The sequence below is a fragment of the Sphingobium sp. SG1 genome, assembly GCF_057063145.1.
On record NZ_JBVVOJ010000002.1, the window covers coordinates 411,504 to 437,942 of the forward strand.

At 66.3% G+C, this 26,439-nt stretch carries 22 protein-coding genes; 12 read left to right on the forward strand and 10 right to left on the reverse strand.

The genetic code is table 11. The features are described from left to right. Nucleotides 1-48: 48 nt before the first annotated feature. Together AC0KVN_RS07395 and AC0KVN_RS07400 are read left to right on the forward strand one after the other, a co-directional pair. Complete coding sequence (locus AC0KVN_RS07395; protein WP_435566536.1) at nt 49-576, forward strand: hypothetical protein; 528 nt, start codon at nt 49-51, stop codon at nt 574-576. Then, nucleotides 573-1,559 (forward strand): cytochrome-c peroxidase, encoded by a 987-nt coding sequence (locus AC0KVN_RS07400; RefSeq protein ID WP_435566537.1) that lies wholly within the window; start codon nt 573-575, stop codon nt 1,557-1,559. The genes AC0KVN_RS07395 and AC0KVN_RS07400 overlap by 4 nt, the downstream gene beginning before the upstream one ends. On the opposite strand, the gene AC0KVN_RS07405 is transcribed toward AC0KVN_RS07400, so the two are convergent. Then, a complete protein-coding gene (locus AC0KVN_RS07405) occupies nt 1,554-1,931 on the reverse strand; it encodes a winged helix-turn-helix domain-containing protein (RefSeq protein WP_099232695.1) in 378 nt (125 codons plus the stop codon). The two genes, AC0KVN_RS07400 and AC0KVN_RS07405, sit on opposite strands and share 6 nt — an antisense overlap. A gap of 160 nt (nt 1,932-2,091) precedes the next feature. Between AC0KVN_RS07405 and AC0KVN_RS07410 the strand changes: the two genes are divergently transcribed. The 3 genes from AC0KVN_RS07410 to AC0KVN_RS07420 all read left to right on the forward strand — a co-directional run bounded on the left by AC0KVN_RS07410 (nt 2,092) and on the right by AC0KVN_RS07420 (nt 6,645). Next, nucleotides 2,092-4,533, forward strand: coding sequence for a hypothetical protein (locus AC0KVN_RS07410; RefSeq protein ID WP_435566538.1), 2,442 nt, complete (start codon nt 2,092-2,094; stop codon nt 4,531-4,533). A gap of 62 nt (nt 4,534-4,595) precedes the next feature. Then, nucleotides 4,596-5,564 carry a magnesium and cobalt transport protein CorA gene (locus tag AC0KVN_RS07415; protein ID WP_435566539.1) on the forward strand — a complete coding sequence of 323 codons (969 nt, stop codon included), beginning with the start codon at nt 4,596-4,598 and terminating at the stop codon, nt 5,562-5,564. Between the two features lie 85 nt (nt 5,565-5,649). Continuing rightward, nucleotides 5,650-6,645 (forward strand): AraC family transcriptional regulator, encoded by a 996-nt coding sequence (locus AC0KVN_RS07420; protein WP_435566540.1) that lies wholly within the window; start codon nt 5,650-5,652, stop codon nt 6,643-6,645. A 4-nt stretch (nt 6,646-6,649) separates the two neighbouring features. On the opposite strand, the gene AC0KVN_RS07425 is transcribed toward AC0KVN_RS07420, so the two are convergent. From AC0KVN_RS07425 to AC0KVN_RS07440, 4 genes are all read right to left on the reverse strand, one after another. Next, nucleotides 6,650-7,489 carry a TauD/TfdA dioxygenase family protein gene (locus AC0KVN_RS07425; protein WP_435566541.1) on the reverse strand — a complete coding sequence of 280 codons (840 nt, stop codon included), beginning with the start codon at nt 7,487-7,489 and terminating at the stop codon, nt 6,650-6,652. Between the two features lie 18 nt (nt 7,490-7,507). Beyond that, nucleotides 7,508-8,281: an SDR family NAD(P)-dependent oxidoreductase gene (locus AC0KVN_RS07430; RefSeq protein WP_435566542.1), complete on the reverse strand. Its 774-nt coding sequence runs from the start codon at nt 8,279-8,281 to the stop codon at nt 7,508-7,510. Further along, entirely contained in the window at nt 8,278-9,033 is a 756-nt protein-coding gene (locus tag AC0KVN_RS07435; protein ID WP_435566543.1) for an SDR family oxidoreductase, read from the reverse strand. Before AC0KVN_RS07435 ends, AC0KVN_RS07430 begins: the two co-directional genes overlap by 4 nt. A gap of 108 nt (nt 9,034-9,141) precedes the next feature. Continuing rightward, on the reverse strand, nt 9,142-9,711 hold the full coding sequence (locus AC0KVN_RS07440) for a TetR/AcrR family transcriptional regulator (RefSeq protein ID WP_435566544.1): 570 nt from the start codon (nt 9,709-9,711) through the stop codon (nt 9,142-9,144). 149 nt (nt 9,712-9,860) lie between these two features. Here AC0KVN_RS07440 and AC0KVN_RS07445 point away from each other — a divergent pair, with 149 nt between their 5' ends. The 3 genes from AC0KVN_RS07445 to AC0KVN_RS07455 are packed head-to-tail and all read left to right on the forward strand — an operon-like array spanning nt 9,861 to nt 11,926. Further along, nucleotides 9,861-11,033 (forward strand): FAS1-like dehydratase domain-containing protein, encoded by a 1,173-nt coding sequence (locus AC0KVN_RS07445; RefSeq protein WP_097382962.1) that lies wholly within the window; start codon nt 9,861-9,863, stop codon nt 11,031-11,033. 41 nt (nt 11,034-11,074) lie between these two features. Then, the gene (locus AC0KVN_RS07450; RefSeq protein WP_004212448.1) at nt 11,075-11,323 is read left to right on the forward strand and encodes a hypothetical protein; all 249 of its coding nucleotides are present in this window, start codon (nt 11,075-11,077) and stop codon (nt 11,321-11,323) included. Between the two features lie 12 nt (nt 11,324-11,335). Then, complete coding sequence (locus AC0KVN_RS07455) at nt 11,336-11,926, forward strand: TetR/AcrR family transcriptional regulator (protein WP_435566546.1); 591 nt, start codon at nt 11,336-11,338, stop codon at nt 11,924-11,926. A 38-nt stretch (nt 11,927-11,964) separates the two neighbouring features. On the opposite strand, the gene AC0KVN_RS07460 is transcribed toward AC0KVN_RS07455, so the two are convergent. The 4 genes from AC0KVN_RS07460 to AC0KVN_RS07475 all read right to left on the reverse strand — a co-directional run bounded on the left by AC0KVN_RS07460 (nt 11,965) and on the right by AC0KVN_RS07475 (nt 15,333). Beyond that, on the reverse strand, nt 11,965-12,279 hold the full coding sequence (locus AC0KVN_RS07460; RefSeq protein WP_037521534.1) for a hypothetical protein: 315 nt from the start codon (nt 12,277-12,279) through the stop codon (nt 11,965-11,967). Nucleotides 12,280-12,404: 125 nt separating this feature from the next. Further along, nucleotides 12,405-13,538 (reverse strand): N-acetylglucosamine-6-phosphate deacetylase, encoded by a 1,134-nt coding sequence (gene nagA, locus AC0KVN_RS07465; protein ID WP_435566547.1) that lies wholly within the window; start codon nt 13,536-13,538, stop codon nt 12,405-12,407. Then, nucleotides 13,538-14,581: an SIS domain-containing protein gene (locus AC0KVN_RS07470; protein WP_279606538.1), complete on the reverse strand. Its 1,044-nt coding sequence runs from the start codon at nt 14,579-14,581 to the stop codon at nt 13,538-13,540. The genes nagA and AC0KVN_RS07470 overlap by 1 nt, the downstream gene beginning before the upstream one ends. A gap of 8 nt (nt 14,582-14,589) precedes the next feature. Next, nucleotides 14,590-15,333 carry a GntR family transcriptional regulator gene (locus AC0KVN_RS07475; protein ID WP_435566548.1) on the reverse strand — a complete coding sequence of 248 codons (744 nt, stop codon included), beginning with the start codon at nt 15,331-15,333 and terminating at the stop codon, nt 14,590-14,592. Between the two features lie 200 nt (nt 15,334-15,533). Between AC0KVN_RS07475 and AC0KVN_RS07480 the strand changes: the two genes are divergently transcribed. From AC0KVN_RS07480 to nagE, 4 genes are all read left to right on the forward strand, one after another. Further along, a complete protein-coding gene (locus AC0KVN_RS07480) occupies nt 15,534-18,194 on the forward strand; it encodes a TonB-dependent receptor (protein ID WP_435566549.1) in 2,661 nt (886 codons plus the stop codon). 130 nt (nt 18,195-18,324) lie between these two features. Continuing rightward, entirely contained in the window at nt 18,325-20,601 is a 2,277-nt protein-coding gene (locus AC0KVN_RS07485) for a beta-N-acetylhexosaminidase (RefSeq protein ID WP_435566550.1), read from the forward strand. Further along, nucleotides 20,598-23,066 carry a phosphoenolpyruvate--protein phosphotransferase gene (ptsP, locus tag AC0KVN_RS07490; RefSeq protein ID WP_435566551.1) on the forward strand — a complete coding sequence of 823 codons (2,469 nt, stop codon included), beginning with the start codon at nt 20,598-20,600 and terminating at the stop codon, nt 23,064-23,066. The genes AC0KVN_RS07485 and ptsP overlap by 4 nt, the downstream gene beginning before the upstream one ends. Continuing rightward, nucleotides 23,063-24,739: an N-acetylglucosamine-specific PTS transporter subunit IIBC gene (nagE, locus tag AC0KVN_RS07495; RefSeq protein WP_435566552.1), complete on the forward strand. Its 1,677-nt coding sequence runs from the start codon at nt 23,063-23,065 to the stop codon at nt 24,737-24,739. The genes ptsP and nagE overlap by 4 nt, the downstream gene beginning before the upstream one ends. On the opposite strand, the gene AC0KVN_RS07500 is transcribed toward nagE, so the two are convergent. Next, the gene (locus AC0KVN_RS07500) at nt 24,736-26,316 is read right to left on the reverse strand and encodes an ABC-F family ATP-binding cassette domain-containing protein (RefSeq protein ID WP_435566553.1); all 1,581 of its coding nucleotides are present in this window, start codon (nt 26,314-26,316) and stop codon (nt 24,736-24,738) included. The genes nagE and AC0KVN_RS07500 overlap by 4 nt on opposite strands. Between the last annotated feature and the right edge of the window lie 123 nt (nt 26,317-26,439).

Below are 26,439 nucleotides of genomic sequence, written 5' to 3' on the forward strand. Positions count from 1 at the left end.
ACTCGCTATATCCCGCCGTATATAGTTTTGCCTTCGGGAGGGAAGCCCGTGCGTCAGCCACTGTTCCTGCTGTTTCCGGCCCTGTGCGCGGCTTTGGTGCCGGCATCGGCCTTCGCGCAAATGTCGGGCATGCCGGCCTGCGCCGCGCCGGCCGATCCGCCGGCGGAGATGGCATCCTGGCGCGCGCCGCAGCCGATGAAGGCGGCGGCGGATGCCAAGGGAGCCGGCAAGGTCAAGCTGAAAGCCGGGCAGGCCGCGGCGCTGACCCTGCTGCCGACACCCAGGATCAGCTATCCGTTTCGCCCGGCCAAGCCGGGCGGCAGTGTCAGCTTCGGTGGCATCGTCCATTTCACCGTCGATCAGCCCGGCACCTGGCGAGTGGCGCTGAGCAGTGGCGCCTGGGTCGATGTGGTGAAGGACGGCACCGCCGCGACCTCGACCGCGCATGGCCATGGCCCCGATTGCACCGGCATCCGCAAGATGGTCGATTACAGCCTGGAACCAGGCGACTATATCCTGCAACTCGCGGCCAATGGCGATCCGCAGATGACGGTGCTGGTGACCCGCCTGCCGTGAAGCCGGCGCGCTGGCCGCTATTGCTCGCGACGCTGCTGCTGATCGGGGCAGGGCGGCCATGGCATTGGAGCTTGCCCCTGGGCGAAGCACCGCCCCCGGTCCCGGTCGGCAACGCAATGAGCGGGGCGAAGGTCGAGCTTGGCCGCCGCCTTTTCTATGACGCCGACCTGTCGGCCAATGGCACGTTGAGCTGTGCCGGATGCCATGAGCAGCATCGCGGCTTTGCCGACGGCAATCGCACGCGGCCCGGCGTCCATGGTGATCCGGGCCTGCGCAATGTGCCGGGCCTGGCCAATGTCGCCTGGTTCCCGCGCCTCACCATGGCTGATCCGGCGATCACCAGCCTGGAGGCGCAGGTCGCCGTGCCGCTGCTCGGCGAGCATCCCGTCGAAATGGGGATGAAGGGGCTGGAGGCGGAACTCCCGCGTCGGCTGGGCGCCGATGCCTGCTATCGCCGGATGTTCGCGCGCGCTTTCCCGGACCGTCGCGGCCGGATCGACATCGTGACGGTGTCGGCGGCGCTTGCGGCGTTCGAACGCACGCTGATTTCGCGCGACAGCCCTTATGATCGCGATCGACGGGGGCAGGCTGATGCCCTGTCGATGTCGGCCCGGCAGGGCGCACATCTGTTCGCGGACAAGGGCTGTGCGTCATGCCATGCGGGGCGGGATTTCAGCGACGGCGCCTATCATCGGCTGGAACCGGCGACGGCAGCCGATCAGGGGCTGGCCGAAAAGACGGGGCTCACAAGTGATGCCGGGCGTTTTCGCACGCCCCCGCTCCGCAATGTCGCGGTGACCGGTCCCTGGTGGCATGATGGGTCCGCGCAAACGCTGGATGCGGCGATCCTGCGCCATGGCCAGAAATTGACCGACGCCGAACGGATAGCGATCACGGCTTTCCTCGACAGCCTGACCGATCAGGCGTTCCTCACCGATCCACGCTTCGCCATGCCGGACGAATCCTGCGGCAAGAAACTATGAAAGAGGGGCGGGCAGGGGGATCGGCCGCAGCAGGGTGTCAAGCTGGCCCTGTGCCCGTCCTCCGGTCGCGGTGAGCGCGGCCTCTTCCAGCGCGCGATAGGCGGCCAGCACGGCCTGCCCTGCTTCCGTCACCCGCGCGCCGCGATCACGGCCGCCGCCGGCGACCGTCTCGACCAGCCGGTCGTTCCAGCAACGGTTCATCGTGTCGACCAGCAGCCAGCTGCGTCGATAGCTCATGCCCAGTGCTCGTCCGGCCGCCGATATGGAGCCGTGCAGCGCGATCGCATCGAGCAGATCGGCCTTGCCCGGTCCCATGGCGATCTCGTCCCCGCAAAGGATCTGGATCTTGAGCTTGAGCGTTCCGGTCTGCATGGTCCTGCCTGATTGCGTGCGATTTTCTCCTCTTAGCCCGTTGTCGCAGGTTCAGCGAGGGGGTGGCATGGCGCGCATTTACTACCGCCTTGGAATTGCCGAATTCCTGTGGGACAGCCGCAATGGTCGCCGAAAAACATAGATAGCCGGATAGAGAGACATGCCCCAGCCTTCCGCCCCGATCCAGACCGCGCGCCTGCGCCAGCCGATCGGCCTGTTGATCGGAATGGCATTGGAGGCTGCATTGCTGACGCCGGGCCTTGCGGCCGAGCCTGCGCCGTTCGAGCTGACCGGGCCGGACCTCAAGGTCAGCGTGACCCGCGGCACGACCAGCTTGCCGATCAGCCAGGTGCCGAGCCTGAGGGCGGGCGACAAGCTGCTGATCGAACCGAACCTGCCCAAGGAACAGGGCGCCAATTTCGTGCTGATGTCGGCCTTCCTGCGGGGCGCGACCAATCCGCCGCCCAAGGACTGGATCGACAGCGCGGAGACATGGAAGAAGAAGGACAAGGATCGCCGCCTCGCCCTGACAGTGCCGGACGGCGCGCGACAGATGGTGCTGTTCCTGGTGCCCGAGACCGGCGGTGGCGAGGGGACGGTCAGTGACGCGGTGCGCGGCAAGCCGGGCGAGTTCGTGCGGGCAACCCAGGAACTCAATCAGGCGTCGCTTGATCGCTCGCGGCTGGATGCCTTCATGACGGCGATCCGGACACAGGAAAACAGCCATCCCGAATTTCTGCGCAGCGTCGCACCGGCGCTGGCCCGCAGCCTATCGATGAAGCTTAATGAGGATTGCCTGTCCAAGGTGATCGAGCTTCAGGCGGCCTGCCTGCTGGAGAATAAGGATCAGCTGGTCCTCGCCGATGTTCACAGCAGTTCGATTGCCGAGACGCTGAGTGGCACGCCGACCGACCTGGCCCTACAACTCGCGTCCACGCGTGAGGCGGGCTATGGCTATTACAGCCCCTATATCGGCGTGGTGCGCGATCTGGCCCGGATGTTCGGGGCCTTTAGCAGCCCCAGCTTCGAATATCTGCCGACCGTCAGCCTGCGCCGCGACGACAATATCGGGCTGATGCTGAACAAGGCGCCGTCCTTCGCCAAGCCCAAGTCGGTGATGGTGGTCGGCATGCCCTCGATCGAGGCGGACAGCCCGCCGCGCCTGCGCAGCGGTGCGCAGGCACCGATCTGCGCGGCATTGCCCGGCACGGTGCTGCCGGTCGAGGGGGCGCCGCTCATCTATTCGACCAGTTATGCGCGCGGCATGACGGTGCAGTTGAAGGCTGCGTCGGGCCAGACGATCGAATATCCGCTGGAGGCGCGGGCCGATCGCGGCGGCTATGTGATCCGCGCCGATGGTCCCTGGCCGGCCGACTTCAGGGGATCGATCGAGGCTCATGTCTATGGTCAATGGGGGTTCGACCGGTTCGAAGGGCCCGATTACATCCTGCAGCGGCCCGATGATGCGGCCTGGCAGGTGAAGGGCGAGGCGCCGACGCTGGTGGTCGGCCGCGACAATGGCCTGACGTTGACGGGCGGCGCACCTTCTTGCGTTGAAAGTGTCACCCTGCGCCAGGGCAATGCGGCGCCCCAGGCGATCGGCTGGAAGGTGCAGGGCCACGACGCGCTGGACCTGACCCTGCCGCTGGCCGATCGGCGCGCCGGACCTGTCACTGTCGATGTCAAATATCAGGGCGTCGCCAAGCCTTTCTCCGTGGCGCTGCGCGCTTATGCCCCGGCGAGCAAGCTGGACGGATTGACCGTGTATCAGGGCGATGCTTGGGGCGAAATGACGGGGCAACGGCTCGATCAGGTGGCGAGCGTCGACCTTGGCGGGCGTAGCTGGAAACCCGATGGCCTGATCCGCGACGGTTCGGTCGATCGGCTGCGTCTGACGGCCGCGGGCGATGGGACTGTGCCGGCCGAAGGCGCCAGCGCCCGCGTGCAGCTGGAGGATGGGCGCGTCGTATCCGTGCCGGTCACGATCGCCCCCGCGCGGCCCCGTGTGACCCTGCTCAACAAGAGCGTCACGCCAGCTGCGGCAACGGGTCTGCCGGTGACGCTGGGTGGATCGGATGTGCTGCCCAATAATGGCCGCCTGGTCTTTTCCGTGCAGGCGCAGGACGGCACCAAATTGGCCATGACCGATGCGATCGAGGTAGCGACGCAGGATGGCGGCGCCAGCGTCCGGCTGGCGGCCGGTTCCGGCCTGCAACTGCAAAGTCCGCAGGTGATGGTGGCGACCCTTGATCCGGCGGCGCTCGGCCCCGCCTTTGGCCCGCTGCAATTCCGCATCGTGCGGGGCCGCGAACAGGGGGATTGGCAGCCACTGATGCCGCTTGCCCGCCTGCCGCGGATCGAGGCGGTGGATTGCGCGGGCCAGGAGCAGAAGGATCAGGGCTGCACCATCAAGGGACGCGACCTGTTCCTGGTCGATGCCGTCGCCGGCAATCCCGCCTTCGATCAGCCGGCGCCGGTGGCGCAGGGCTTCACTGGATCGACCCTGACGGTCCCGGCGCCGACGGATGGCAAGCTCTATGTCCGCCTGCGCGACGCACAGGGCGCGATGCTGGTGGTGCAGGCGCCATCGCCCGCCGCCTGATCGCCTTCCCGATCAAGGCTGGCCGCGCTAAGCTGGCAGAATAGCATGATTTCGAGGCCCGAATGACCGTCATTGCCGCCTATCTCTATCGCAACGGCCAGCGCGTGCGCGAAGTGTCGATCACCGAACGGATCGACTGCGCCGAGGACAAGTCGGAATTTGTCTGGATCGGCGTCGCCAGCCCGACCGCCGAGGAAATGCGGACGTTGCAGCAAAATTATAACCTCCACCCGCTGGCGGTGGAGGATGCGATCAAGGCGGATCAACTGCCCAAGGTCGACATTTATGGCGAGCAGCTGTTCGTTGTGGCCCGCACCGCCCATGTCGAGGAGAAGACGATCGCCTATGGCGAAACCGCGATCTTCGTCGGCCACAGCCATATCATCAGTGTCCGCCATGGTTCGGCGCGCGGGCATATCGAGCTGCGTCACGCGCTGGAGGCGGTGCCGGACCGACTGGCCCATGGCGTCGATTATGTGCTGCATGCCATCCTCGACTTCATCGTCGACGGCTATTTGCCGATCGTCGAGGGAATCGAGGAGGAAGTGCTGACCATGGAGCAGCACACGGTCGACAATTTCCTCGGCCGCGACGAGATCACCCGTATCTTCAACCTGCGGCGCCAGCTTATCCGCTTTCAGCGTATATTGGGGCCGATGCAGGAGGTCGCGACCAAGTTTGTGAAGATCGACCTGCCCTGCATCGATCCGGAAACCCGGCCCTATTTCAGCGATGTGCGCGACCATGTGCGGCGGGTGCAGACGATGGTCGACGATTTGCGCGAGGTGCTGAATTCCGTCTTCGAGTTCAGCAATTTGCTGGAACAGCAGCGCACCGGCACGATCACCCGTCAGCTTGCCGCCTGGGCCGCGATCCTGGCGGTGCCGACCGCAATCGCCGGCATTTACGGCATGAATTTTGAGCATATGCCCGAGCTCAAGACCCGCTACGGCTATTTCGTCGTGCTGTCGGTGATCCTGCTGATCTGTTCGATCCTCTACCGGCGTTTTCGCAAGCTCAACTGGCTCTGAGCGCATCGCCCCGCCGAAATGGGGCGGCGGCCGCTTGACCTATTTGGACAGGCGGTGCCAGCCTGCCCGAATGGGAGGTCAGGCGATGGATGAGGCGCGCGACGCGTTCGAGGCGATCAATGCCCACATGCTGCGGTTCCTGCCGGAGCTGGTGGCGGAACTGGGCGGCGAGGCGCCGGACAGCGGCGATGCGTCGCCCAGCTATCGCCAGACCATCGCGCTGATCGAGGAGGCTGCGCATCGGCTTGGCTGTCCGGACTTCGGCATGCGTCTTGCCCTGCGGCAGCGCGGCGTCGACCTGTTCGGGCCGCTGGGCGACGCGATGCGCAACGCGCCGACCTTTGGCGCGGCGATCGATTATGTGTGCAGCCATAATTATGCGCACAGTCTGGCTGCGGCGGTGTGGCTGCGGCGCTTTCCTTCGGTCCGCCATGTCTTCGTTGGGCATGACATATTGCTCGACGGCGTGCCAAACCGGGCGCAGGCGATGGAGCATATTTTGCTGGTCGGCCATCTCTTCGCGATGGAACTGACCGGCGGGCGGGCACGGGCGCGGCGGGTGCATTTCCGCCATCAGCCGATCTCGCCGGCGCGCATCTATCGCCGCTATTTCGGATGCCCGGTCCATTTCGGCCAGAATGAGGACGGGATCAGCTTTTCCGAGCGCGACATGGCGAGCCCGGTGATCGACCGGGATGCCACGGTCTTTGCCGCCGTCACCGCCTATATCGAACGGGAATTTCCCCATCGCCATCCGCCGCTGCATGCGCAGGTGCGCGGCATCGTCATGCAATGGCTATGGACCGCCCATTGCTCGAACGATCGGGTCGCGGCCGAACTGGGGCTGCACCCGCGCACCCTGCACCGCCGGCTGGCGACGGAGGGCACGAGCTTCCAGAAGATCAAGGACGAGGTGCGGCGCGACATATTGCGCTACTATCTGGAGCAGACCGACATCGACTTCGCCCATGTGTCGGAGAAGCTCGGTTTTTCAGAACAATCGGTGATGACACGCAGCTGCAACCACTGGTTCGGCGCGTCGCCGACGCGGTTGCGGGCGCGGTTGCACGCGCCCGCCTGACCCTTCAGCCCGCAATCGAGGTGCGGTGCATCATCCGTCCGGAATCGCGGGCATAGGGCACGACCCGATGCAGCGCGCCGGTGTTGCTCCAGATCACGAAGTCGCCCGCCTGCCACTGATGCTGATAGACGAAATCGGGCTGGGTCGCCCATTCGTTGAGCCGGGCGATATAGGCGCGGCCATAGGCCAGTTCCATGCCGACGATCCGGTCGGCGGTCGACCCGACGATCAGGCTCTTGCGGCCATTCTTGTGGGTCTGGACCAGCGGCCGTTCCTTCTCGACGCCGATCGCCAGCTTGCCCTTTTCCGCCTCGGGAATGGCGTCGGCGATCGAGCGCAGGCTGGCGGCGACGCTGTGGATGATGCGCAGATCCTCGATCTCGGCGCGCTGTGTTTCGGGCATCTGTTCATAGGCGGCGAAGGTGTTGGCGAATTCTGTCTGGCCGCCCTTGGGCGCCAGGCGCCGGGCCGACAGCAGCGTCGCGAGCGGCGGCGGCATTTCCATCGGCATGCCGTCCATGTGCCAGAAGAAGGTGCCCAGCACATATTCGGGCGCGCGGTTGATCTTGCGATCGAGCGTCACCTGATAGACGTCCTCGTCCTTGTTGGTCGTCGCCTCGCTGGTGAGGTTGAGCCGCCCGCCGAGCAGGTCGGCAAAGGCCAGTTGCTCCTCATTGGTGAAATGGACCTGCGGCATGACCAGCACGGTCCGCTCCTCCAGCATGTCGCGGCACTGGGCGACCACCTCGGGATCGAACAGCGCCTCCCGATCGGCCTCGACCAGCGCGCCGATCAGCGGCTTGACCGGGCGGAAGGTGACGCGGCTCTTGTGAATGACGTTCATGATCCTGCTCCTTCGATCTCAACCCTGTTCGGCGGCCATGCCGGAAAAACCGATGCAATAGCCGCCATCGACCGGCAGCAAGGTGCCGGTGATGTAGGATGCCTCGTCACTGGCGAGGAACAGCGCGGCATTGGCGATCTCGCTGGCGAGGCCCCACCGGTCCATCGGGATGCCGGGCACGCGGAAGATGCCGGGCGGCGGTTCGGGATGGTCCTTGGCCATTGGCACCAGCCCGGTCCAGATCGATCCGGGCAGCACGGCGTTCACGCGGATATTGTGCGCGGCATAATCGAGCGCGGCGCATTTTGTCATCTGGCTGACCCCGCCCTTGGCGGCGGCATAGACGCCATGGCCCTTCCACCCGACCATGCCGGTGGCCGATCCGATATTGACGATCGCGCCGCCACCGCTTTCCAGCATGGCGGTCACGCCATATTTCATGCCCAGGAACACGCCCTTCAGATTGACGGCATGGACCCGGTCCCAATTGTCGCTGCTCTGTTCGTGCAGCGGCATGATGCCGCCGCCGAAGCCGGCATTGTTGACGAGGATGTCGACCCGGTCAAAGGCGTCGCGGGCAGCGGCGATCATCGCCTGCACGTCCGCTTCCTCGGCCACGTCGACATGCAGGCCGATCGCGCCATTGCCGATGGCGGCGGCGACCTCATCCTGCGCGCCGCTGATGTCAGCGCAGAGTACCCGCGCGCCTTCCTGTGCGAAGCGCTGCGCTATCGCTTTGCCCATGCCCGATCCCGCGCCGGTGATGACCGTGCTCTTGCCCGCCAGCCTCATGGCATCGGCTCCGTGTCGATGGTCGGCTGGATCAGGATGCGGCTGACATTGGCCCGGCGCGGCAGGCTGACGGCGAGCAATATGCCGGCGACGATATCGTCCGGCGCCATCGCCCCGTCCTTGTGGGTGTGCTGCTGGATCATGTCGCGCCATTGCGGGTCGGAAATGGAGCTGGCGATCTCGGTCGCGGTGGCGCCCGGTTCGATGATCGAGACGCGGATGCCGGCCTGGCCGCCCTCCTGCCGCAGGCTTTCGGTGAAGCCGGTCAGGCCGAACTTGCTGGTCGAATAGGCAGCGAAGCGCCAGCCCGAGCGGCGCCCGGCGGTCGAGGAGATATTGACGATGTCGCCGCTGCCCTGTGCCTTCATCACCGGGAAGGCGGCACGGCAGGCATGGATGGTGCCCATCAGGTTGATGTCGATCACCCGCTGCCACTGGGCGCTGGTCAGGCTTTCGATCCCGCCCGCCTCGTTGACGCCGGCGGAGTTGACGAGGATGTCGAGCCGGCCGAACCGCGCCACCGTGTCAGCGACGGAGGATGCCGCATCCGCCTCGACCGAGACATCGCCGGGCAGGGCGATCGCAGTGCCGCCTGCCGCTTCGATCCGGGCGACCAGCGCGTCGAGCCGATCGCGGCGCCGTCCGTTGACAGCGATGTTGACACCCTCAAGCGCCAGCGCGAGTGCCGCCGCCTCGCCAATGCCCGAGGATGCGCCGGTGACCAGCGCGACCTTGCTTTCCAGTGCTGCCATGACCTCTCCTTGCTCCGCTGGCCTGTGCCGGACCGCGATGCTGAACAGGTTGTTAGCAGGGGTGGACGGGGTGGTGCGATGGCAGGATCGGTAATAGCGCCGGGGCGATCATTTGGCTTCGAGCTGGTCCAGCATGGCCTCGATCATCGCCAAGGCCTGGTCATGGCCTTCGGTGAGGCCAAGCGCGGTCTCGCTGACCAGCATGCGGGCGAGCGAGGCGGCGATCATCACCAGGCCGCCGGCCTGACCCGCCTGATCGGCCGGTAGCAGCGCCGCGACGGCCCGCGCCTGATGCGCGCGGAACGCCTGGGCCGCGGTGACGATCTCGGCCCGCACCGCCTCGCGATGATGGGCGATGGCGCTGAGTTCGGCCGCGAGCGCAGCGGTCGAGGGATCGCGCATCATCTCCCACATGGCGCGCAGCGGGCGGGGGGCGGCCAGTGCCTGCTCGAACCGGGACATGCGCCGATCGTTGATCCGCTGCACCACGGCGCGCAGCAGGTCGTCCATGGTGCGGAAATAATAATAGAGAAGCTGGGTCTTCAGGCCCGCCTGCTGCGCCACCTGCCGCGCGGAAATACCATGTTCGCCGACCTTGGCCAGGATCGTTTCGGCCGCGTCGATGAAGCGGGCGCGGTTCTGCGATCCTTCGGCGCCAAGTCTGCGAGCGGTAGCCATATCTTCCCTTCCGTCCTTTTCCGCCTCCGCTTCTGGGCAATTTTGCGAGGCGCGGCAATGGCCGGGCGCCTGTCCATTTTGGTCAAGTCGCTGCGCCGGGGCACCGCTAGCCTTGGCGTCAAACAAGCCCATTTGCGGAGAGACGATCCATGACCAGCCCGACGCTCGATTGTTCGGATATCGACAATTATCTGGGCAAGCCGATCCAGCCCGCGCGGATGGTCGAACCGATCAACAATGGCGATATCCGCCGCTGGGTGCAGGCGATGCATTATCCCAACCGGCTCCATTATGATGCCGGCTATGCCGCGCAGAGCCGTTGGGGCGGGATGGTCGCGCCACAGAGCTTTGCCGTGACCATGGACTGCGCCCATGGCTCCGCGCCGTCCTGCATCGGCCGGGTGCCCAATTCGCACATGCTGTTCGGCGGCGACGAATGGTGGTTCTACGGCCCGCGCATGGTGGCGGGCGACCGCATCCTCAATGAACGCATCCCGTTCGACTATACGGTCAAGGATACCAAGTTCGCCGGCCCGACCTGTTTCCAGCGCGGCGATAATTTCTATTATAACCAGCAGGGCGACCTGATCGCCAAGCAGCGCTCGACGTCAATCCGCTACAGCCAGGAAGCGGGCAAGGATAATGTCCCGACCGAAGGTTTTGACGATCCGGTCTGGACCGACGACCAACTGGAGGAACTGGAAGCGCGCAAGATGCAGTGGATTCAGATGCTCCATGATCTGGGCCATGACCGGCGCTGGTGGGATGATGTGACGGTCGGCGCGGCGCTGCCAGAACGGGTGGTCGGCCCGCATTCGATCGTCTCCTTCGCCACCGAATGGCGATCCTATATCTTCACCCAATGGGGCGGCACCCATCGGCGGACGGATCTCGACATGGAGGCGCTGGGCTTCGTCAAGGAAATGGCGGGCCATGAAAATGACCCGGTGATGGAGGCGATCAACCCGGAATTCACCGACGGCGCCTATGTCGGCCCGTCGCGCGGCCATCTCTTCCCGCGCTGGGCCCGCTTCATCGGCATGCCGCGCGGCTATGGCTATGGCGCGTCGATGGGGGCGTGGATCACCGACTATTTCGCCGGTTGGGCCGGGGAATGGGGGATGATCCGCCATTCCGCCTGCAATTATCGCAGCCCGGCGCTGACCGGCGACATCACCATCACCACCGGCACCATCCTCGACAAGTTCGTGGATGAGGACGGCCGGCACATGGTGCAGGTCGATTGCCGCATGGCCAATCAGGCGGGGGCCGTGCTGGCCACGGCCAAGGCGGAGATCGAACTGCCCAAACGGCCGGCCTGATCCATCTGGTCAAGCGCGCCGCGCTGTGGGATAGCGCGGCGATGGATTTAGACGATCAATTTCGCCATTATTTCGGCACCGACGACCTTGCCAGCGTACCACCCGAGGGCATGGCGGCCGGGATCGAGCGCATGCAGGTGGCCTTCGGGCTGGAGACCGACCGCCCCCGGCGTTTCGCCCTGTGGACGTTGCTCTACATGCTGGGCGCCGCGCCCGATCTGGATGTCGCCTTCGAGGATGAAGCCGATCGCAATGCCGCGCGCGACGTGATGGACATGCTGGACGAATAGGCCGCAGGGGCGATGGAAAAAGGCATAACCCGCGCCGGCAGGAAGGAACGCGCATCGGCGCGCGGCGCCCTATTGGCCGCGACCGAGAGGCTGATGGTCGAGGAAGGCTATGCCGCCGTCACCACCCGGCGCGTGGCCAAGATCGTCGGCGTGACGCCGGCGCTGGTCCATTATCATTTCGCGACGACCGACGACCTGCTGCTGGCGCTGTTCCGCAGCCTGTCGGCCCGGTTCAAGGAAGAATTGGCCAGCCGGCTGGATACGCCCGATCCGCTGCGCGCGCTGTGGCAGCTCAATTCCGATCCGGATGGCAGCGCGATCGTGCTGGAGTTCATGGCGCTGTCCAACCATCGCAAGGCGATCCGGCAGGAAATCGCCGCCTTTGTCGAGGAATTGCGCGATATCCAGACGCGGGCGATCGGCGCGGCCGATGGCGCGGGGCTGTCGCCGGTGGGGCTTTCGGTGCTGACGGCGGGCATGGCCCGGTCGATCGTGATGGAACAAAGCCTGGGCGTGACGCTGGGCCATGACGAGGCGCTGGCCATGGTGGAGGCGCTGATGCGCCACGCCACCGGCAAGGATGCCGATGGGCGAGGCAGCTAACAGGTTAGCCGGCGCGACTATGCGCGCCGGGCAAGTCCTTATTTCTTGGCCGGGATCTTGTTGAGATCGGCCTGCACCTTGGCAAGCGCGGCGTCGGTCAGCGTGTCGGCCGCATATTGCTGCACGCCCTTCAGCGTCATCGAACGCGCCATGTCGATCTGCGGATTGGCGGTGAAGCCCGGCAGATTCTTGTCCAGGACGGCCTTGGTCGCCGGATTGTCGAGCAATGTGCCGATGTCGGTCGTCTCGACGCTATAGGCCGGGGCAGGCGCGGCGGCAGGGGCCTGCGCCATGGCGATGTGCGGCGTGGTCGCAGCGAAGATCAGGCTGGTGGCGATCAGGGCAGTTTTCATCGGCATCCTCTCAATGCAACAGGTCTTGTCCCGACGTCCAGCGGCCGTGAGACGATCTGTATCATAAGCGGGGCCGAGCAGGCAGGGAACCGGGGCGCGATCCAAACGCCCCCGCGATGTTTGGCTCAGTAGCTGCCGCCGATCCAGCTGCGCACGACGGCGCCCTGGGCATCCAGTTGCAGCAGGTCGGCACGCAGGTCCGGCGCGATGCGGCCGGTTTCTGCGGCAAGGCCGAGGAAGGCGGCCGGGGCCGCCGATGCCATGGCGATGGCGCGTTCGATCGGGACGTCCAGCATGGCGACGCTGTTGTGGACGGCGGTGATCATGTCGAGATTGGAGCCGGCCAACGTGCCGGCATCATCGGTGCAGGCGCCGTTGCGGACCAGGATATGGCGGCCCTGGAGCATGAACTCGTCCGCGTCGGAGCCGACCGAGGGCATGGCGTCGGTGACGAGCATCAGCTTGTCGCATGGCTTGCAGCGCAGAGCTATCTTGAGCGCGGTGGCGCTGACATGATGGCCATCGACGATGATACCGCAGGTCACGCTGTCCTGCTCCAGCGCGGCGCCGACGATGCCGGGCTTGCGCGATCCCAGTGGCGACATGGCATTGTAGAGATGGGTGACGCCGGACAGGCCGGCCTCGACCGCGCCGATCATGTCCTCATAGCGGCCATTGCTGTGGCCGGCCGCGACGATTACGCCGCGCTCCACAAGCTGGCGCACCATGTCGGGGGAGGTCCGCTCGGGCGCCAGCGTAACGAGGGTGCGGCCGCGCTTGAGCGAAGACAGCACTTCCAGCCCCTCGGCATCGAGCGGGCGGATCTTGTCGCCGTCGTGAATGCCCTTGCGCTCGATATTGAGATAGGGCCCTTCGATATGGATGCCGAGCACGCCCGGCACGCCGGCCTCGATCGCGGCATCGACGGCGGCGACCGCCTGGCGGATGACGGCCAGATCGTCGCTGATGAGCGTCGGCAGGAAGCCGGTGGTGCCGAAACGACGATGGGCGGCGCCGATCGCGGCGATGCCTTCGACCGTCGGGGCATCATTGAACAGCACGCCGCCGCCGCCATTGACCTGCGTATCGATGAAGCCGGGCACCAGCCGGTCGCCGCCCAGGTCGCGCCGCGGGACATCGGCCGGGACATCGGCGTCGGGCAGGATCGCGGCAATGCGATTGCCCTCGATCAGCAGCGCCTTGCCGGCATGGAAGTGGCCGTCGATCAGGATCGACCCGTTGACCAGAGCGTGACGCATCAGAGGGTCTCCGTCACCTTGGCAAGGTGCGGGGGCTGATCCGGGTTGAAGCCGCGCCGGACCGACAGCGCATTGACCGCGCGGTAGAAAGCCTGGACCTGCAGCATCGGCTCGATCGCGGGATGGGCGGCGGGCACCGGCAGGTGGATGGCGCCATCCACCGGCTCGCCGGCGATCAGCACCTGGCCGCCCCGCGCAACGACTTCGCGCACCAGTTCATCGACGCTTTCGGCGGTCTCGTCCGCCTGGCGGAAGACCAGCAGCGGGAAATCTGGGCCGACCAGCGCCATCGGGCCATGCTTGACCTCCGCCGCGCTGAACGCTTCGGCATGAAGGCCGCTGGTTTCCTTGAACTTGAGCGCCGCTTCCTGCGCGATGCCGAAGCCGATGCCGCGGCCGATGACGTAGAGGCCGCGCGCGGTGGCGAGTTGTTCGACCAGCGGCGTCCAGTCGCAGGCCCAGGCCTGGGCGAGCAGGGCAGGGGCGGCGTCCAGCGCTGCCAGCAGTTCCGCATCCTCGCTCCAATGGGCGGCAAGGTTCAGCAGACTGGCGATCGAGGCGATGTAGGATTTGGTGGCGGCGACGCTGCGTTCCGGCCCGGCATGGAGCGGCAGCAGCGTATCGACCTGGCCGGCAAGCGGCGAGTCGGCGACATTGACCATCGCGACGGTCCTTGCGCCCGCGCTTTTGGCGGCATCGACCGTGGCCAGGATGTCGGGGCTCTTGCCCGACTGAGAGATGGCGATGGCCAGCATGTCGGCGAGCGCCGGGGCGGTGCCATAGACCGAGGCGATCGAGGGGGCGGCCGACGTGGTCAGCAGGCCCAGGCGGGTTTCGAACAGATATTTTGCGAAGGTCGCCGCATGATCGGAACTGCCGCGGGCACAGGTGACGATGCCGCGCGGCGGATCGGCGCGCAGGCTGGCGGCCAGCGCCTTGACCGTTTCGGCGTTGGCGGCGAACTGGCGGGCGATGACGGCGCCGGCCTCTGCGGCCTCGGCGAACATCAGGGTATCTTGCGGATTGAGCATCGTGTCAGGCATCTTTTCGGTCAGGCGCGCATGTCGAGTTCGGCAACGAAGTCATAGGCATCGCCCCTGTACCAGCTTTGCGTCGCTTCGATGACGCGGCCATCGTCCAGGAAGCCGCGCCGTTCGATATAGAGGCCGGGCGCCCCCGCCTCGATCCCCAGCAGCTTGGCCTGTTCGGCGTTGAACAGGACGGCGCGCAGGCGCTGGAGGGCGCGGACCGGGCGGTTGCCGGCGGCTTCCAGGGCGGCATAGAGCGAGGCGTCGACGACATCGACACCGTCGAGGCCGAAGCCGGGAATGGTCGAATATTCGAGCGCCATCGCGACATCGTCGGCATAGCGGATGCGGTTGAAGCGGTAGACGGCCGCGCCGGGGCTGAGGCCCAGCGTCAGCGCGTCGTCGGGCGTGACTGCGCCGACGCTGCGGCCCAGCCACTCGCTGCGCACGGTGCGGCCGCGTGCCGCCATATCCTCGGAAAAGGAGGAGAGTTTGGCGAACTGCTTTTCGACCCGGTTGGCGACGAAGGTGCCGGCGCCCTGCTTGCGCACCAGTAGTCCTTCCTCGACCAGAGAATCCAGCGCCTTGCGCAGGGTGATGCGGGACACCGAGAGTTCCGATGCCAGGTCGCGTTCGGGCGGCAGCGCCTCATTGGGCTTCAGTCGCTGGGTGCGCAGCGCTTCGCGCAGCGCGTCTTCGAGCCGGCGATAGAGCGGGCCACCGCCCAGTGCGTCGAGCGGTCCAATCTGTTCGGCAAGCAGCGGCATCTCGTCTCCACCAGCATCTGTGTTGTTTGCACACTAAGACCAATTAAATACCATATGCCAGTGAAAAATTTCAAACACCGTCACAATTTTGAAAATATCCCTCTTGACGGCGATATGACTTCGGCGGATGGTCTGCTTATTGGTATGCAGTTGGTCCGCCCAATTGGTGCCATGCATCAAATATAAATAAGGGGTGAGATATGGGGATTCGGACTTTTCTGGTCGGTACCGCCAGCGCCATCGCGCTGTTTTCCGGTGCCGCGCATGCGCAGGGAAGCGATGCTTCCGCGCCGGACGCCGATGCAAATGCCAGCGATATCGTCGTCACCGGCTATCGTGCCTCGCTCGCCAAGGCGATCGACGTCAAGCGTAACGCCGACGCGATCGTCGACAGCATTTCCGCCGAAGATGTCGGCAAATTCCCCAATACCAATGTCGCCGAAGCGCTGACGCTGGTGCCGGGCGTCACCGTCGACCGCCAGTTTGGCCAGGGCGAAAAAGTGTCGATCCTGGGCACCGATCCGGCGCTCAACCGCACCCTGCTGGACGGCCAGACGGTGGCGTCGGCCGACTGGTTCATCCTCGACTCGCCGGGCCGCACCTTCAACTATGCGCTGCTCGCGCCGCAACTGGTCGGCCGGGTCGATGTCTACAAGTCGCCCGAACCGCGCATCGACGAAGGTTCGATCGGCGGCACGGTCAATGTCGTGACCCGCAAGCCGCTGGAGCTGAAGCCCTTCACCATGGCGGGCCAGCTTGGCTATCTCTACAATGATCGCTCGAAGAAGGGCGATATCCAGGGGTCGGCGCTGGTCAGCTGGCATAATGAGGAAGGCACGTTCGGCATTCTCGCCTCGTTCCAGCGCGCCAAGGACCGGCTGCGCCGCGACGGCGTCGAAACCTATGGCACGATGAAGGCCGACCAGTGGGCCGGCGGCAATGCTGACAATCCGGTGGACTCGCGCGACAATGGCTGCGTCGGCGAATGCGCTACCACGCTCAGCAACAATCTCGACGCGATCAGCCCCAACGCCTTTGGCACTTCCTATTTCGAACAGGGCCGTGAGCGCCTGACCTATTCGGCCACCGCCCAGTGGAAGCCGGTCGACGAACTGACCCTGGAAGCGAGCTGGCTCAAGATCGACGCCACCTACAACAACCTCAACCAGTCCATGTATGCCTTCCAGGGCAATACCTGGAACAGTCTGGGCGCACTGACCGGTCTGGAGGTCAATAACGGCATCGTTACCAGCGCGAGCTTCAAGAATGCGCTGTCGGTGCTGGACGTCCAGTATCGTGAAGCCGAGATGAAGTCAGATACCTATCGCGGCAAGGCGCGTTGGGACGGCGGCACCTGGGATCTGACGGTCGAAGGCGGCCTGTCCGACGCGGACGGCGGCACCAAGCGTCAGGTCTTCCTCGAATTCCTGAACTGGGCGGATTATACCGTGAATATTGGCGGTGCGCCCAAGTCGCCGGGTTCGCTGAGCTATGCCACCGACGTTCAGGGTAACCCCAATGCCTTCGTGACCGATCCGGGCTGGAGCGGCAACACCGTCACCAAGCCGACCAGCGACAAGGAGCGTTACGGCCAGGCTGACCTCGGCTTCGATTTCGACGGTGCTTTGAAGCGCATCCAGATCGGTTATAAATATCGCCATCACGAGACCGGCCAGCAATATGCGGGCATCGCGCTCAATGGTCTGGGCGTCGCCGCGGCGCAGTTCGATCCCAAGACGGTCGCGGGCAATTATCTGCGCGGCTTCAGCGGCGTGAACGACCAGATGACCGACCGCTTCATCATCAGCGGCCCGTCGATGGTCGACTATCTGGAAGGCCAGACGCTGCCGACGCCGTCGATCTTCGCGGCGGCCGAATTTACCGCCGGCAACTGGAACATCCAGGAAGACATCAACGCGGTCTATGCCCAGGCCAATTTCGACACCGGCACGCTGCGCGGCAATTTCGGCGTGCGCTATGTGAATACCAAGACCGACAGCGCCGGCTATGTCTGCAACGCCGGAGCGCCCTGCAACAGCGCGGCGGACTGGACCTGGCAGACCACCAAGCGCAGCTATGACAACTGGCTGCCCAGCGCCAACATCGCCTGGACCGCGCAGCAGGATCTGATCCTGCGCTTCTCCGCCGCCAAGGTGATGTCGCGTCCCAACTATGCCGACATGACCAATTATTTCTGGCTGTCGGACACGGTGCTGACCGGCGGTGGCGGCAACCCCAATCTGAAACCCTATACCTCGGGCAATCTCAACGCCTCGGTCGAATGGTATTTCAAGCAGGGCTCGATCCTGTCGGCGGAAGTCTTCTACAAGGATATCAGCAACTATATCCTGCAGAAGACGGCGCCCGAGAGCTATTTCAACCAGTCGCAGGGCCGGGTGACGACCTATCAGATCAGCCGTCCCTATAATGCCGGTTCGGCCGAGGTGAAGGGTTTTGCCGTCGCCTATCAGCAGAACCTGCCCTATGGCTTCGGCATATTGGCCAACTACACCTATTCCGACGGTTCGGGTGAAGGCGGCCAGGCGCTGCCCTATAATTCCAAGCATCAGGCCAGCGTCAGCCCCTTCTTCGAAAGCGGCCCGGTCGCGCTGCGCGCCACTTACACCTGGCGGTCGAAATATTTCACCGGCATCGACCGTGGCGACAATATGTTCGTGCGGGACTCCGACAATCTGGACGTGTCGGCGACCTATAATGTCACGCCGCAGATCGGCATCACCCTGTCGGGCATGAACCTGACCGACGCGGAATATTATGCCTATGCCAACACTACGGCGCTGCCGCGCGGCGTCTATCGCTCGGGCCGCAAGTTCCTGGCGACGGTGAACTTCAACTATTGATTGCCTCGCCTGTCAGAAGGCGCATGACTTGAAGACGGCGGGACGGAACGCAACAGCGTCCGCCCGCCGCACGTCCCTTGTCGCGTCCGCGCGGCGCGGCAGGGGCACGCTATTTTCGGGAGCCTGTTTCGTGATCCGTGCCCGCCGCCTGACGCTGCTTGCGTCGCTGATGCTGTCCGGCATCGCCATCGCCCCGGCCATGGCCGAACTGCCCCGCCTGTTGCCGGTGCCCGCGCAGATGCGCGAGGGGCAGGGCGCTTTTCTTATCAACTCGACCACGCCGATCCGGGTTCCGACCGGCGATGCCGCTGCCCGCAACGCGGCGGAGCGGTTCGCCGATCTGGTCGCGCGCAGCCGGGGCTTCCGCCCTCGGATCGAGACGGGGGGCGATCGCGGCAACGCTGTATCGTTTCGCCGGGCAAAGACCGGCACGGCTGAATCCTACACGTTAGACGTGACGGAGAAGGGGGCCAAGATCGCCGCTGGCGACGATGCGGGCCTGCTCTATGGCGCGGTGACGCTGTGGCAGGCGATGACGCAGGATCAGGCAGCCGGCCCGGTATCGGTCGCGGCGATGCAGATTGCCGACGCGCCGCGCTTCCAGTGGCGCGGGCTGATGCTCGACAGTGCGCGCCATTTCCAGTCGCCCGCCTATGTTCGCCAGTTGATCGACTGGATGGCGGTCAACAAGCTCAATCGGCTGCATTGGCATCTGGTCGATGACCAGGGCTGGCGCATCGAGATCCCCAAATATCCGCGCCTCACGGAAATTTCCGCCTGGCGCGTGCCCGCCGGGGCGCCCGGCGCGCCGCCGTTGCCCAAGGTCGGCGGCTTCTACACCCGGGCCGAAATCCGCGAGATCGTCACCTATGCCGCCGCGCGCGGCGTCATGATCGTGCCGGAGATCGAGATGCCGGGCCATGCGCTGGCCGCGATCCGCGCTTATCCCAAGCTGGGCATGGGCGTGGCCATCCCGCCGGGCACAGAGTCCGACTGGGGCGTCTTTCCCTGGCTCTATAATGCCGATGACGCGACCTTTGGCTTTCTGGAGGACGTGCTGACCGATGTGATGGCGCTGTTCCCGTCGCCCTATATCCATATCGGCGGCGACGAGGCGGTGAAGGACCAGTGGAAATCCTCGCCGGCGATGCAGGCGAAGATGAAGGCGTTGGGCATCGGCAGCGAGGATGCGATGCAGGGCTGGTTCATGCACCGCATCGATGATTTCCTGACCAAGCGTGGTCGCAAGCCGATCGGTTGGGACGAGATATTGGAAGGCGGCGCCTCGCCCCATGCCACCATCACCTCCTGGCGCGGGATCGAGGGGGCGGTGACCGCCGCCAAGTCCGGCCATGACGCGATATTGAGTCCGGCGCCGATCCTCTATTTCGACAATCGCCAGGGCTTCGGGCCGCTGGAGTCGCCGGGGCGCGGCCATCTGTCGGACCTGCACAGCGTCTATGACTTCAATCCCGAGCCCGAAGGACTGAGCGCCGCCGAGCAGCAGCATATTTTGGGACTGCAGGGCAACCTGTTCACCGAGCATGTGCGGACCGAGGAACGCGCCCAGTGGCAGCAATTCCCGCGCGGCAGTGCCGTCGCCGAAATCGGCTGGTCGCCGGTCGCGAGCCATGATTTTGCCAGCTTCATGGACCGGCTGGTGCCGCAGATGGCACGCATGGGGACGCTGGGCCTCAAGCCCGCGATCAGCGCGCTGACGGTGACGGCAAAGGCCGACTATGCGCCGGGTGACAAGAACACGCGGGTGACGCTGGAAAGCCAGTCGGGCTTCCCGATCCATTATACGCTGGACGGCAGCGCGGTGACGCCGCGCGCACCGGTTTACAAGGACGGTCTCAGCCTGCCGGTCGGCACCCGGCTGCGCGCCGGCACCGCCTGGCACGGCGGGATGATGCCGGGCGCGATCGACATCGGTCTCGACGCGTCCTTCCTGCGGCGCCGCACCGACGAGCAACTGGCAAGCTGCGCCAACAAGGTCGTGCTGTCGCTGGAGGATGATGCTCCGGCGCAGGGCGAGCGGGCGCATTTCCTGACGGATATCCTGCAGCCCTGCTGGTTCTATGCCGACGCCCCGGTCGGCGGCGCGTCGAAGATTGCGATCGATGTCGGCCAGCTGCCGTTCAATTTCCAGATCGGCAAGGATCGCGACGCCATCCATTTCCGCCCCCCGGCGACCCCGGCGGGCGAGATGGAAGTGCGGGCCGGTAGTTGCGAGGGCGAGCGCATTGCCGTGCTGCCGCTGGCGCCGGCGGTCGGGAACCCGGAAGTGACCCGCCTGGTCGCGCCGATCACGCCGCGCAGCGGCAAGGAGAATTTGTGCATCACCTATACGGCGAAGGATGTTGAGCCCCTATGGGCGATCAAGCAGGTGGAACTGATCCCATGAGCGGCATGATGGCCAGCGTGACGTTGCGCGCGCCCCTTACGGGCTGGCTGGCGCCGATCGAAAGCGTGCCCGATCCGGTCTTTGCCGAGCGGATGATGGGTGAGGGCTTTGCCATCGACCCGATCGAAGGCGAAGTCCGCGCGCCGGCCGACGCGACCGTGCTGACGGTGGCGCCGACCGGCCATTCGGTCTCGCTGCGTCTGGCCAATGGCGCGGAACTGCTGATCCATGTCGGTCTGGAGACGGTGACGCTTGCCGGCAAGGGTTTCGCGCCGCAGGTGAAGCCGGGCGATGCCGTTGCGGCCGGCGACCTGCTGATCGGTTTCGATCTCGATGCGGTAGCCGAAGGGGCCAAGGCGCTAATCACGCCGGTGGTGCTGGCGGGCGAGGGCTATGCGCTGTCACTGGAGCCGCTCGACCGGCTGGTCGGCTGGAATGATGGCGTCGCGCGGATCACGGCGCCGGCGCCGGTGGCGGCCAAGGGTGACAGCGAAGGTGACACCCATGAACGGGTGATGCGCGTCGAAGCCCCCCATGGCATCCACGCCCGTCCGGCCGCGCGGATCGCGGCGCTGCTGCGCACCTTCGTCGCGCCGGTGGCGATCCTGCGGGACGGCAAGAGCGTCAATGCGCGCAGCACGGTCGCGCTGCTTGGTCTGGGCGTGCGCTCCGGCGACGAGATCATGATCCGGGGCGAGGGCAGCGATGCCCGCGCGGCGGTCGAGGCGCTGGTGGTGCTGATCGCAGCGGGGCTGGGCGAGGAGGCGAAGGCCGATCATCCTGCGCCGGCGCCGGTCGTGCCGCAGCACGGGCCGGTGACGGCTGCACCGGGGCTGGCGATCGGGCAGGTGGTGCAGCTGCGCGTCGCCGATGTCGATGTGCCGCGCGACGGACAGGGCGGGGCGGCCGAACATGCCGCGCTCGCGCGAGCGATGGCAGCGGTCGATGCCGAATTGTCGGCCGGCCATGGTCTGGCCGCTGAAATTGCGGCGGCGCATCGCGCGCTGCTGGCCGACCCGGAACTGGCCGAGGCGGCCGGGCACCAGATCGATGCCGGGCGCAGCGCAGCCTTCGCCTGGCGCCACGCGACCGCGCAGGCGGCCGAGGCGATCCGCGCGACCGGCGATCCGCTGCTGATGGAGCGTGTCGCCGACCTGATCGATATCGAGCGACAGCTGATCGCCGCCCTGCTCGGCACCGATGCCAGCGCGGTGCCGACGCTGCCTCCTCAAAGCATATTGATCGCTGAGGATCTGCTCCCCTCGCAGTTCCTGGCGCTCGATAGGGACCGTCTGGCCGGAATCTGCACGGCGGCCGGCGGTCCCACTTCCCATGTCGCGATCCTCGCGGCGTCGGCCGGCATCCCGATGCTGGTGGCCGCCGGGCGGGATGTGCTGGCCATCGCCGAGGGGCGCACGGTCATCCTGGACGCGGACGGGGCCCGGATCGATGCCGATCCGGGCGTGAACAGTCTGGCCGAGGTCAGCGAACGGATCGCCGCCGCACGCGAACAGCGCAGCCGCGACCGGGCGCAGGCCCATGCCGATTGCCGCATGGCCGACGGCACCCGGATCGAGATTTTCGCCAATCTGGGATCGCAGGCCGATGCCGCCGCCGCCGTGGCGGCCGGGGCGGAGGGGTGCGGCCTGCTGCGCACCGAATTCCTGTTCCTGGAGCGGGAGGAGGCGCCGGACGAGGCCGAACAACGGGAAATCTATTCCGGTATAGCAACGACATTGGGCGATCGGCCGCTGATCGTGCGCACGCTCGACATCGGCGGCGACAAGCCGGTGCCCTATCTGCCGATGGCGGCCGAGGAAAATCCGGCGCTGGGCCTGCGCGGCGTCCGCCTCAGCCTCGCCCGGCCGGACTTGATGCAGGTGCAGTTGCGCGCGATCCTGCGCGCCGTGCCGGCGGACCAGTGCCGCATCATGCTGCCGATGATCGCCGACCTGTCCGACTATCGGGCGGTCAGGGCGATGCTGGATGCGGAAAAGGCGGCGCTGGGTATCGACGCGCCGGTGCCGCTGGGCGTGATGATCGAGACGCCGGCGGCGGCGATGCTGGCGGACATGCTGGCGGCCGAGGCCGATTTCCTGTCGGTCGGCACCAATGACCTGACCCAATATACGCTGGCCGTCGATCGCGGCAATGCGGCGGTGTCGCACCGGATCGATGCGCTGCATCCCGCCGTGCTGCGCCTGATCCGCGAGGTCGGGCGCGGGGCGCAGCGCCATGGCCGCTGGGCCGGCGTCTGTGGCGGTCTTGCCTCCGACCCGCTCGCGGCGCCGATCCTGATCGGCCTTGGCATTACCGAATTGTCCGCCACCCCGGCCGCCATCGCCCGGCTGAAGGCGGTGGTGCGCACGCTCGACATGGGCCGCTGCATCGACCTGGCAGAGCGCGCCTGCGCCGCCGAAAGCGCCGCCGCGGTGCGCGGCATGGCCCAAGGAGTCCTGGCATGAGCTTTCGTCCCGCCACCCTGCTGGCCCGGCTGCAACCGCTTGGTCGTGCGCTGATGCTGCCGATCGCGGTGTTGCCGATCGCGGCGCTGCTGCTGCGCCTTGGCCAGCCCGACATGCTTGCCATTCCCTTCGTCGCGGCGGCGGGCGACGCGATCTTCTCCAATCTTGGTCTGCTGTTTGCGGCCGGTGTCGCCGTGGGTCTCGCCCGCGAAAATCATGGCGCGGCTAGCCTGGCCGGCGTGATCGCCTATCTGGTGACGACCGAGGGCGCGAAGGTGCTGCTGGTCCTGCCGCCCGACGTGGCGGAGGCGGCGCAGGCCGCCTGGCGCGCCAAGGAAATCGCCAAGGTCTCCGTGCCCGCCGGCATCCTGTCGGGTATCGTCGCCGGGCTGCTCTACAACCGCTTTTCCGACATCAAGCTGCCCGATTATCTGGCCTTCTTCGCGGGACGGCGCTTCGTGCCGATCGTCGCGGGGCTGGCCGGCCTGTTCGGCGCGCTGATGTTCGGCTTGGGCTTCCCCTGGATCGAGGCGGGGATCGATCGCCTGAGCCAATGGGTTGTGGCGGCCGGACCGCTCGGCCTGTTCGTCTATGGCCTGCTCAACCGGCTGCTGCTGATTACCGGGCTGCACCATATCATCAACAATGTCGCCTGGTTCCTGCTTGGCGATTTCCATGGCGCGACCGGCGATATCAAGCGCTTCTTCGCGGGCGATCCGACTGCCGGCGGCTTCATGTCGGGCTTCTTCCCGGTGATGATGTTCGGCCTGCCGGCCGCCTGTCTTGCCATGTATCGCACCGCCTTGCCCGATCGGCGCAAGCGGGTCGGCGGCCTGTTGCTCAGCCTGGCGCTCACTTCCTTCCTTACCGGCGTGACCGAGCCGATCGAGTTCAGCTTCATCTTCCTGGCGCCGATCCTCTATGTCGTCCATGCGGTGCTGACCGGCCTGTCGATGGTCGTCATGGACGCGCTGGGCGTGAAGCTGGGCTTCGGCTTTTCCGCCGGCCTGTTCGACTATCTGATGAACTATGGCCTCGCGACCAAGCCGCTGATGCTGATCCCGGTCGGGCTTGTCTATTTCGCTGTCTATTATGCCACCTTCAGCTGGTGCATCCGTCGCTTCAACCTGAAGACGCCGGGGCGCGAGGATGAGCCCGCCGCTGCGGCCGAGATGCCAAGCGTGGCCGGTGCGCGCGGGCCGGCGATGGTCGCGGCGCTGGGCGGCAAAGCCAATGTCCGATCGGTCGATGCCTGTACCACCCGGCTGCGGTTGGTGCTGGGCGACAGCACAATCGCGGACGAGGCTCGTCTGCGGGCATTGGGCGCGCGCGGCGTCGTCCGCCTGCGCGATGGCGGTTTTCAGGTCGTTCTGGGGCCGATCGCCGATCAGGTCGCAGCGGAGATCCGCAGCGCGCTGGCCGGGCATGATCCGGCGCCGGTCGCGGGCACGTCCGATCTGGTCGGGCTGCTCAAGGGCGCGGGCGTGCGCGCCGTCGAGCGGCGCGGCACGCGTTTGCTGGTGCGGGTCGATCGCCCCGCCGCCGTGGACGCGGCGACGTTGCGGGGCGCCGGGGTCAAGGCCTGGGTGCTGCCGGCATCGGCCGATGGCTGGCTGCACCTGATCCTGGGCGATCAGGCGGAGCCATTGGCGGATGCGTTGCGGGCTGCCTAGGCGAGGGCAATCCGGCGCGTGATGCCGATCGCGTCGAGGAAGCGCTCGTCATGGCTGACGACCAGCAGGGCGCCGTCATAGCTGCGCAGTCCCGCTTCCACTGCCTCGATCGCTTCGAGGTCGAGATGGTTGGTCGGCTCGTCGAGGATCAGGAGCGGCGGCGGCGCGCTGCCCAGCACGCAGGCTAGGCCCGCGCGCAGCATCTGCCCGCCGCTGAGGCTCCCGACGCGCTGCAGCGCGGCGTCGCCGCGAAAACGGAAATGGGCGAGCAGGGCGCGACGGCCATTTTCGTCGAGTTCCGGGTGCAGACGCGCGAGATTGTCCGCGATCGACAGTGCGGGATCGAGCAGCGCGGCGGTCTGGTCCAGCACGGCGTGGCGCACCGGGCGGTCGATCCGCCCGGCGAGCGGCGGCAATGTGCCGGCCATGGTCGCAAGCAGGCTGGTCTTGCCCGATCCATTGGGGCCGGTGATGGCGATCCGTTCCGGCCCTTCGACCAGCAGGTCGACATGCGCCAGCAAGGGCATGGCGGGATCATGGCCGACGCTGACATCGGTGAGGCGCAGGACGATCCGATCCGGCGCAAGGCCGGTCGAGGGCAGGGTGATGCGGATCGGTTCCAATATCTCTACCCGGCTGCGTGCGGCCTGCGCCTGGTCCTCCGCCTCGGCGCGCAGCCGCTCCGCGACATGGCGGCCAGCGGCGGAGGATGCCTCCGCCTGGTTCTTGCGCGCGCCGATCAGGATGCGGGGCATGTCGCCGCGGGCGCCCTTGCGGGCACCGGCGGCGTCGCGGCGCTGCTGGCGCTCGGTCGCGACCTGGGCCTTGCGCGCGGCCTGCTTCACCTGTCGTTCCGCGATGTCGAGATCATGGGCAGCAGCGGAAAGTTCGGCCGCCTTGCGCTCGCGATAATGGGACCAGTTGCCGCCATAGCGCTGGGCGCCGAGGCCGGTGAGTTCGACAATCGCGTCGACCCGCTCCAGCAGCTCGCGATCATGGCTGACGAGGATCAGTCCGGCGCGCCAGTCATCGACCAGTTCAGCGACGGCCGCGCGCCCGGCCCGGTCGAGATTGTTGGTCGGTTCGTCCAGCAACAGGAAATCGGGTGCGTCAAGGATCGCGCCGGCAAGCGCCGCGCGGGTACGCTGGCCGCCCGACAAAGTGCAAAGCCGGGTATCCGGCCCAGCATCGAGCCCGACCCGCTCCAGCGCCGCGTCGATCCGGCTTTCCAGCGTCCAGTCGGCATCGGCCAGCTGTTCTGCGGATGCGTCGCCGCTTTCCGCTAGGCGCAGCAGGGCGATGGCATCGGCCACGCCCCACAGATCGGCGATCCGTTCATCCGCGCCGAACTGCACTGCCTGGCGCAGGCAGGCGAGCCGGCCTTGCACGGCGATGCTGCCGCTGCTGGGGGTGAGATCGCCAGCAATCAGGCGCAGCAAGGTCGTCTTGCCGACGCCGTTGCGGCCGACAAGGGCGGTGCGCTCGCTCTGGAAACGAAGGTCTAGACCGGAAAGGACGGACTGGCCGTCAGGCGTGGTCCAGCCGAGATTGGAACAGGATATGGCGGGCATGAGCATGAATTTCCCTGGCAGCGTTGCGGATCGGCATTGCGGTCAGATTGAAATCCACGACACGGTCTCTTTTCTTGTGAATTGAGGCGACAATCTAGCTGTGATCGGGGCCCTGTTCAAGCGCCGGGC

What these genes read in the sequence shown, in the direction of transcription:
- AC0KVN_RS07405 (WP_099232695.1), bottom strand. Translation starts at nt 1,931, where the DNA reads ATGCAGACCGGAACGCTCAAGCTCAAGATCCAGATCCTTTGCGGGGAC.
- AC0KVN_RS07410 (WP_435566538.1), top strand. Translation starts at nt 2,092, where the DNA reads ATGCCCCAGCCTTCCGCCCCGATCCAGACCGCGCGCCTGCGCCAGCCG.
- AC0KVN_RS07415 (WP_435566539.1), top strand. Translation starts at nt 4,596, where the DNA reads ATGACCGTCATTGCCGCCTATCTCTATCGCAACGGCCAGCGCGTGCGC.
- AC0KVN_RS07420 (WP_435566540.1), top strand. Translation starts at nt 5,650, where the DNA reads ATGGATGAGGCGCGCGACGCGTTCGAGGCGATCAATGCCCACATGCTG.
- AC0KVN_RS07425 (WP_435566541.1), bottom strand. Translation starts at nt 7,489, where the DNA reads ATGAACGTCATTCACAAGAGCCGCGTCACCTTCCGCCCGGTCAAGCCG.
- AC0KVN_RS07430 (WP_435566542.1), bottom strand. Translation starts at nt 8,281, where the DNA reads ATGAGGCTGGCGGGCAAGAGCACGGTCATCACCGGCGCGGGATCGGGC.
- AC0KVN_RS07435 (WP_435566543.1), bottom strand. Translation starts at nt 9,033, where the DNA reads ATGGCAGCACTGGAAAGCAAGGTCGCGCTGGTCACCGGCGCATCCTCG.
- AC0KVN_RS07440 (WP_435566544.1), bottom strand. Translation starts at nt 9,711, where the DNA reads ATGGCTACCGCTCGCAGACTTGGCGCCGAAGGATCGCAGAACCGCGCC.
- AC0KVN_RS07445 (WP_097382962.1), top strand. Translation starts at nt 9,861, where the DNA reads ATGACCAGCCCGACGCTCGATTGTTCGGATATCGACAATTATCTGGGC.
- AC0KVN_RS07450 (WP_004212448.1), top strand. Translation starts at nt 11,075, where the DNA reads ATGGATTTAGACGATCAATTTCGCCATTATTTCGGCACCGACGACCTT.
- AC0KVN_RS07455 (WP_435566546.1), top strand. Translation starts at nt 11,336, where the DNA reads ATGGAAAAAGGCATAACCCGCGCCGGCAGGAAGGAACGCGCATCGGCG.
- AC0KVN_RS07460 (WP_037521534.1), bottom strand. Translation starts at nt 12,279, where the DNA reads ATGAAAACTGCCCTGATCGCCACCAGCCTGATCTTCGCTGCGACCACG.
- nagA (WP_435566547.1), bottom strand. Translation starts at nt 13,538, where the DNA reads ATGCGTCACGCTCTGGTCAACGGGTCGATCCTGATCGACGGCCACTTC.
- AC0KVN_RS07470 (WP_279606538.1), bottom strand. Translation starts at nt 14,581, where the DNA reads ATGCCTGACACGATGCTCAATCCGCAAGATACCCTGATGTTCGCCGAG.
- AC0KVN_RS07475 (WP_435566548.1), bottom strand. Translation starts at nt 15,333, where the DNA reads ATGCCGCTGCTTGCCGAACAGATTGGACCGCTCGACGCACTGGGCGGT.
- AC0KVN_RS07480 (WP_435566549.1), top strand. Translation starts at nt 15,534, where the DNA reads ATGGGGATTCGGACTTTTCTGGTCGGTACCGCCAGCGCCATCGCGCTG.
- ptsP (WP_435566551.1), top strand. Translation starts at nt 20,598, where the DNA reads ATGAGCGGCATGATGGCCAGCGTGACGTTGCGCGCGCCCCTTACGGGC.
- nagE (WP_435566552.1), top strand. Translation starts at nt 23,063, where the DNA reads ATGAGCTTTCGTCCCGCCACCCTGCTGGCCCGGCTGCAACCGCTTGGT.
- AC0KVN_RS07500 (WP_435566553.1), bottom strand. Translation starts at nt 26,316, where the DNA reads ATGCTCATGCCCGCCATATCCTGTTCCAATCTCGGCTGGACCACGCCT.